Source organism: Cellulomonas sp. B6, assembly GCF_001462455.1.
Taxonomy (GTDB): Bacteria; Actinomycetota; Actinomycetes; order Actinomycetales; family Cellulomonadaceae; genus Cellulomonas.
In genome coordinates, this window is record NZ_LNTD01000090.1 from 1 (window position 1) to 6,007 (window position 6,007).

At 78.0% G+C, this 6,007-nt stretch carries 5 protein-coding genes; 4 read left to right on the forward strand and 1 reads right to left on the reverse strand.

Going from position 1 to position 6,007, the window contains the following annotated elements; genetic code table 11:
- Positions 1-200 precede the first annotated feature (200 nt).
- Complete coding sequence (locus tag ATM99_RS08570; protein ID WP_062101484.1) at positions 201-1,685, forward strand: NlpC/P60 family protein; 1,485 nt, start codon at positions 201-203, stop codon at positions 1,683-1,685.
- A 142-nt stretch (positions 1,686-1,827) separates the two neighbouring features.
- Here ATM99_RS08570 and ATM99_RS08575 read toward each other — a convergent pair whose 3' ends face one another.
- Positions 1,828-2,325, reverse strand: coding sequence for an inorganic diphosphatase (locus tag ATM99_RS08575; RefSeq protein ID WP_046530049.1), 498 nt, complete (start codon positions 2,323-2,325; stop codon positions 1,828-1,830).
- Positions 2,326-2,471: 146 nt separating this feature from the next.
- Here ATM99_RS08575 and dacB point away from each other — a divergent pair, with 146 nt between their 5' ends.
- The 3 genes from dacB to tilS all read left to right on the forward strand — a co-directional run.
- On the forward strand, positions 2,472-3,884 hold the full coding sequence (dacB, locus tag ATM99_RS08580) for a D-alanyl-D-alanine carboxypeptidase/D-alanyl-D-alanine-endopeptidase (RefSeq protein WP_062102498.1): 1,413 nt from the start codon (positions 2,472-2,474) through the stop codon (positions 3,882-3,884).
- A gap of 108 nt (positions 3,885-3,992) precedes the next feature.
- On the forward strand, positions 3,993-5,078 hold the full coding sequence (locus tag ATM99_RS08585; RefSeq protein ID WP_062102496.1) for a zinc-dependent metalloprotease: 1,086 nt from the start codon (positions 3,993-3,995) through the stop codon (positions 5,076-5,078).
- Positions 5,079-5,133: 55 nt separating this feature from the next.
- Positions 5,134-6,007: tRNA lysidine(34) synthetase TilS (gene tilS / locus ATM99_RS08590; RefSeq protein WP_062102497.1), on the forward strand; the 874-nt coding region annotated here is incomplete at its 3' end.

Sequence of the window (6,007 nt, forward strand, 5' to 3'; positions counted from 1 at the left end):
TCACGATAAGAGACGAGGCGTCCACGGCGCGCGACGGGGCGGCGGTGCCCGCCGAGGCGCTCGCCGTGGCGCCCCCGCGCGCCGTCACCCGGACGGCCGACGAGGTCTGTCCGGGTTGCTCCCGAACCACAACGGTGTGACTTCTGGGACGTGTGTGACAGGTGTTCTCTTGTGGGAATCCTCCAGGTAGCGTCGCGAGCGTGCGCCACCCGGACCCCGTTGACGAGACCCCCGCCGCCCGCCTCGCGGCGCCTGTCGCCACGTGCACCGAGGCGGCACGTCGGCCCCTCGGCGGGCGTGCGCGCGGTCGGCTCGCGCTGCTGCCCGTCGGGCTGCTGACGCTCGGGCTGGTCGCCTCGCCCGCGGCCGCCGTGCCTTCGGACGACGACGTGCGCGACGCGCGCGCCGCCGTGGGGCAGGCGCAGCGCTCCGTCGCGCAGATGGAGGTCCGCCTCGCCGAGCTGGCGACCGCCGCCGAGTCCGCCGAGGTCGCGGTCCAGACCGCCGGCGAGACCTACACGCAGGCCGTGGCCGACGCCGATGCCGCCACGACGCGCGCGCAGGACGCCGCGGCCCGCTCGACCCAGGCCGCCGACGACGCCGAGCAGGCCCGCCAGCGCCTGGTCGCCCTGGCGCGTCAGCTCTCGCGCACCGGCGGCTCGGCCGACCTCATCGAGGCCGCGCTGTCCGCCGACGGGTTCCAGGACGTCGCCCGGCGCACGACGTCGCTCAACCAGGCCACCACCAAGGCCGACGAGGCGGTGCAGGAGTACCAGGCGGCGCTGCTGGTCGCCTCGACCATGGAGCGTCGTGCCGCGGCGGCGGCCACCGACGCCGCCGACGCGGCGACCGCGGCGCGTGACGCGCTGGCCGACGCCGAGCGCACCCAGTCCGACGCCACGGCCTCGCTGACCGCCGGGCAGCTCGAGCGCGACGAGCTGATCTCGTCGCTCGCCGCCGCGCGCCAGACCAGCGCCGAGGTCGAGCGGGCCCGTCAGGACGCCCTCGACGCCGAGCGACGTGCCCGCGCCGACGCCGCGGCCCAGACCGTGCGGACGCAGCCTCCCGCGGCCGCGCAGCCGGCCGCGGGGCAGCCCGCCGGCTCCGGCGCGGCCGCACCCGCGTCGCCGCCCGCCTCCGGCGGAGCGTCCGGTGCGGCGCCGGCCCCCGCGCCCGCGCCGGCTCCTGCACCCGCGCCGGCCCCTGCACCCGCTCCGGCTCCCGCGCCCGCACCCGCTCCGGCTCCCGCGCCGGCCCCCGCACCCGCTCCCGCGCCCTCGAGCCCGGGGCTCGGCAGCGGCTCGTCCCGCGGCTCGGCCGACTCCGGCGCCGCCGCGGTCGAGTGGGCGCGGTCCAAGGTCGGGCTGCCGTACGTGTGGGGCGGCAACGGCCCCGACGGCTTCGACTGCTCCGGCCTGACCGGCCAGGCGTGGAAGGCTGCGGGCGTCAGCATCAACCGGACGTCGCGCGACCAGTACCGCCAGGTGCTCAAGATCAGCTACGACCAGCTGCGTCCCGGCGACCTCGTCTTCTGGGCCAACGACACCAACGACCCGAGCACCATCTACCACGTCGCCATGTGGGTGGGCGGCGGGCAGATCGTCGAGGCGTCGCGTCCCGGCGTCCCCGTGCGCGTGACCTCGATGCGCTGGGGCAGCACGATGCCCTTCGCCGGCCGCGTCTGACGACGCGCTGAGGCGGGAGCCGCACCCGCCCGGGCCCGCACCTGCCCAGGCCCCCACCCGCCCGGACCCGCACCCGCACGGAGCACCGACGACGACGGCCCGGCACCCGCAGCAGCGGGGCCGGGCCGTCGGTCGTGCGGCGTCAGTGGTGGTCGTACCCCGCGTCGATCGCGCGCTGGCGCGACCGCTCGATCTCGGCCTCGGCCTCGGCGCGGCCCACCCAGTGCGCGCCCTCGACGGACTTGCCGGGCTCGAGGTCCTTGTAGACCTCGAAGAAGTGCTGGATCTCCAGGCGGTGGAAGTCGGACACGTCGTCGATGTCCTGCCGCCACGCGGCGCGCTGGTCGCCCGTCGGGACGCACAGCACCTTGTCGTCGCCGCCCGCCTCGTCGCGCATGCGGAACATGCCCAGCGCGCGGCACCGGATCAGGCAGCCCGGGAACGTCGGCTCCTCGAGCAGCACCAGCGCGTCGAGCGGGTCGCCGTCCTCGCCGAGCGTGCCCTCGATGAACCCGTAGTCGTCCGGGTACCGCGTCGAGGTGAACAGCATCCGGTCGAGGCGGATGCGCCCGGTGGCGTGGTCCACCTCGTACTTGTTGCGCTGCCCCTTGGGGATCTCGATCGTGACGTCGAACTCCACTGTGCTTTCCTCCACGGCTCCCCGCCCGGTGGCGGTGGGTCTGTCGACCTGCGGGCGCGTCGTCTCCCCGGCGCCGTCGTCAGGTGACAGTAGTCTGACGCACCGGCGGCGCGGTACCGGGCCGCGGGACGAACGGGCGGGTGACGATGGCCACAGCGGCACGGGTCGCGGGTGTGGGGACGGTCGTCGTCGTCCTCGCCGCGGGTGCCTACGCGACGGCGGACGCCTACGACGTGGTGCCGGGCGTCGTCACGCTCGCGCCGCCCGTCGCCGACCCCCTGCCGTTCCCGACGGCCCCGGGCGCGATCGCCCCGACGGCCGTGCCGCGCGTGCTCGGCGACCTCGACCCGCAGGCGCCGCTGCCCGCGGCCCCGCAGGTGCAGGCGCTCGTGGACGCGCTCGTCGTCGACGCGCGGCTGGGCCCGAGCGTCGGCGTGAGCGTCGTCGACCAGCTCACCGGCGAGGTGCTCGCGAGCCACCAGCCCGACGCCGGGCGCGTGCCCGCCTCGACCGCCAAGGTGCTCACGGGCGTCGCGGCGCTCACGGCGCTCGACCCCGCCACGACGCTGCCGACCCGGGTCGTGCGGGTCGACGCGGGCACGGTCGCGCTCGTCGGCGGCGGCGACATGATGCTCGCGCCCGGTGCGGGCGACCCGACGGCGACCGTCGGGCACGCGGGACTGGGCGACCTCGCGACGAGCACGGCGGCGGCGCTCGCGCAGCAGGGCGTCACGTCGGTGCGGCTCGTGGTCGACGACTCGCTCTTCTCCGGGCCGACGCAGAGCCCCGGGTGGGACCCGTCGTACGTGCGGGACGGGTTCGCGGCCCCCGTCACGGCGCTCGCGGTCGACATCGCCAAGCTCCGCGAGGGCGAGTACGTGCCGCGCTCGCCCGACCCGTCGCTCGCGGCCGGCGACGTGTTCGCGCAGCGCCTCGCGGAGGCGGGGGTGACGGTCGAGGGCCGGGCGCGCCGCGGCACCGCCCCGTCCGACGGCGTCGAGCTCGCGCGCGTCGAGTCCGCGCCGCTCGTGGACGTCGTGCACTACTTCCTCGAGACGTCCGACAACACCATCACCGAGGTCGTCTCGCGGCTCGTCGCGCTGGACGCGGGCCTGCCCGCGAGCTTCGACGGCGGCACGCAGGCCGTGCTGCACCAGGTGAGCACGCTCGGCGTCGACACGGCCGGGGCACGGCTGGTCGACGCGTCGGGCCTCGCCGCGGGCTCCTCGCTGTCGCCCGCGCTGCTGGCCGACGTCGTGCGCCTCACGACCGACCCGCAGCACGCCGCGCTGCGCGACGTCGCGGTCGGCATGCCGGTCGCGGGCCTCAGCGGGACGCTCTCGGGCCGGTACACGAAGTCCGACGCGCGCGGGCTCGTGCGCGCCAAGACGGGGTCGCTGCCCAACGTCACGTCGCTCGCCGGGACCGCGCTCGACGCGCAGCGGCGCCAGCTCGTGTTCGTCGTCATGGCCGACCAGACGCCCGACGGCGGGCAGTGGGCGCCGCGCCAGGCGGTCGACGCGTTCGCGTCCGCGCTCGCGGCCTGCGGCTGTCGCTGACGGGGCCGCACCGGGTCCGTACCGGGTCGGCGCCGGCGCCGCGTCGTCGGGTGCCGGGGTGCCCCTCGTCGCCCCGCGGCGCACGGGCGCGGGGGTTACCGTGGGCCCGTGCAGCCCACCGCCCGCGGTCCCGTCGACTGGCACGCGGCCGCGCGCCTGGCCGGCCGGGTCGCCGCACCCGGACCCGTCGCCGACCGCGGCACGCTCGTCGAGCTCGTGGCGGGGCTGCGGTCCGCCGCGGCCACGGCCGCCCGGCACGTCGCGGAGACGACCGGCATGACGCCCGCCGACGGCCGCGACCCGGCCGCGGTCTCGCGCGTGCTCGTCGTCGACCGCGCGCGCTGGGCCCGCGCCAACACCGAGATCTTCGCGGTCATGGCCGAGCCCCTCGTGACCCGCAGCGACGGCTCGCCCGTGCACGTCCCGGACGCCGCACGCCTCGCGGCGGCCACGCAGGTCGGCGGCGTGCTGGCGCTGCTGTCCAGCAAGGTGATCGGCCAGTACGACCCGTTCACCGCCGCACCCGGCACCCCCGGACGCCTGCTGCTGGTCGCGCCCAACGTGCTGGCCGCCGAGCGGCAGATGGGCGTCGACGGCCCCGACTTCCGGCTGTGGGTGGCGCTGCACGAGCAGACGCACGCGCTGCAGTTCGCGACCGCGCCGTGGCTGGCCGACCACCTGCGCGCGCGCTCCGCCGAGCTGCTCTCGGACCTCGCGGACCTGGCGCCCGACGCCGACCACCGCCCGTCGCTGCCGCGGCTCGACGACGTGCTCGGCGCCCTGGTGCGCGCGGCGTCGCACGACGACGGCGGCGTGCTGTCGCTGCTGACCGAGCGGCAGCGCGCGGTCTTCGACGAGGTCGGTGCGGTGATGTCCCTGCTCGAGGGGCACGCCGACGTGATGATGGACGCGGTCGGCCCGGCGGTCGTGCCGAGCGTGCGCGCGATCCGCCGCGCGTTCGAGCGCCGCCGCGACGCCGCGGCGCGCGCGACCGGGCCGGACCGCCTGGTGCGTCGTCTGCTGGGCATGGACCTCAAGCTCGCGCAGTACCGCGACGGCGCCGCGTTCGTGCGCGCCGTGCGGGCGCAGGTCGGGCTCGACGGGCTCAACGCCGTGTGGTCCGGTCCCGAGGCGCTGCCGAGCGCCGCCGAGATCGGCGAGCCCGCCGCGTGGGTGCGCCGCGTCCACGGGTGACGCGCACGACGCGCCCGCGCGGTCCCGGGCGGCCGAGGGCGCTCCGGGGTCCGGCGTGAGCGGCCCGCCGCCGGCGGTCGCGGCGGTGCGGGTCGCGGTCCGCCGTGCGCTCGCGGACGTCGGGGACGGCAGGACCGTGCTCGTCGCGTGCTCGGGCGGTGCGGACTCGCTCGCGCTCGCGGCGGGGCTCGCGTGGGAGGCGGCGGCGCGCGCGCGTGCGGGACGTCCGCTGCGGACCGGTGCGGTGGTGGTCGACCACGGGCTGCAGGACGGGTCGCACGACGTCGCGCAGGACGCCGCGGGCGCGTGCCGGGCGCTGGGACTGAACCCCGTGCGCGTGGTGCGCGTCGACGTCGGGGCGAGCGGCGGGCCCGAGGGGGCCGCGCGCACGGCCCGGTACGCCGCCCTCGACGACGCCGCCGACGCGCTCGGGGCTGCGGCGGTGCTCCTGGGGCACACGCTCGACGACCAGGCCGAGACGGTGCTGCTCGCCCTCGCGCGCGGGTCGGGCGAGCGCGCGCTCGCGGGCATGCGGCCGGTGCGCGGTCGCTGGCGTCGCCCGCTGCTGGGGCTGCGGCGTGTCGACACCGAGGCGGCGTGCGCGGCGCAGGGGCTCGTGCCGTGGCACGACCCGACGAACGGCCGACCCGTCCACGGTGGCGCGGCGTCCGGTGCCGGTGCGGGGCCTGGTGCCGGTGCGGGGCCGGCCGGGCCGGTGCCGGTCGTACCCGGTGCGGGGGAGGGCGGGCCGTCGGCGGACGCCACCGCGCTGCCCCTGCGCAGCCGTGTGCGGGTCGAGGTCCTGCCGCTGCTCGAGCGCGTCCTCGGACCGGGCGTCGCGCAGGCGCTCGCCCGCACGGCCGACGCGCTGGCCGACGCGACCGACGTCGTCGACGACGCGGCGGCGCACCTGCTCGCGTCCGCCCGTG

Bases quoted from the DNA above. Each gene is read 5' to 3' on its own strand.
- dacB (WP_062102498.1), top strand. From the start codon at position 2,472: ATGGCCACAGCGGCACGGGTCGCGGGTGTGGGGACGGTCGTCGTCGTC.